This window comes from Staphylococcus sp. 231237_7MaSpsaltlick (genome assembly GCF_043107035.1).
Map to the genome: position 1 here is coordinate 1 of NZ_JBICNX010000336.1, position 484 is coordinate 484.

Consider the following 484-nt stretch of genomic DNA (forward strand, 5'->3'; position numbering starts at 1 on the left):
GACTTATATATGAGACTTGCAGAGCAAATTAGAAAATACAGAAAAAATTCTGGTTTAACGCAGGAAGCTTTAGCTGAGAAATTAAATACTACGAGACAGTCTGTTTCAAAGTGGGAACAAGGGTCTTTAGAACCTAATATTCAGATGCTTAACAATTTAGCTAAACTATTTGACGTTAGTCTTGATAATTTAGTTAATGGTAAAGATGAATTAGAAGGTACTGATGATAAATTTTATACTCCTGCTCCTATAAACTTTTGGGAATTTGCTGCAAAAAAATGGTGGTTAATCATTATAATAATATTAATTATTGGAGGCACGCTTTCACAAATTTTTGGCTAGTATATAAGTCTCCTTAATTATTGTTAAGGAGTTTTATTATGACAAGTTTAGTTAATAGTTTTAAAATTGTCGGATTAAGTATAATATTATTTATTATTTCTGTATGTGCACAAAATTTAGGTATTTTATGGCATATGTTTAG

1 protein-coding gene is annotated in these 484 nt (G+C 28.5%); it reads left to right on the plus strand.

What is annotated here, in order from left to right:
* Positions 1–9 precede the first annotated feature (9 nt).
* Positions 10–342 (plus strand): helix-turn-helix domain-containing protein, encoded by a 333-nt coding sequence (locus ACF91D_RS31770; RefSeq protein WP_392438699.1) that lies wholly within the window; start codon positions 10–12, stop codon positions 340–342.
* Positions 343–484 lie beyond the last annotated feature (142 nt).

Coding starts and splice junctions, on each gene's coding strand:
- ACF91D_RS31770 (WP_392438699.1), top strand. CDS start 10: ATGAGACTTGCAGAGCAAATTAGAAAATACAGAAAAAATTCTGGTTTA.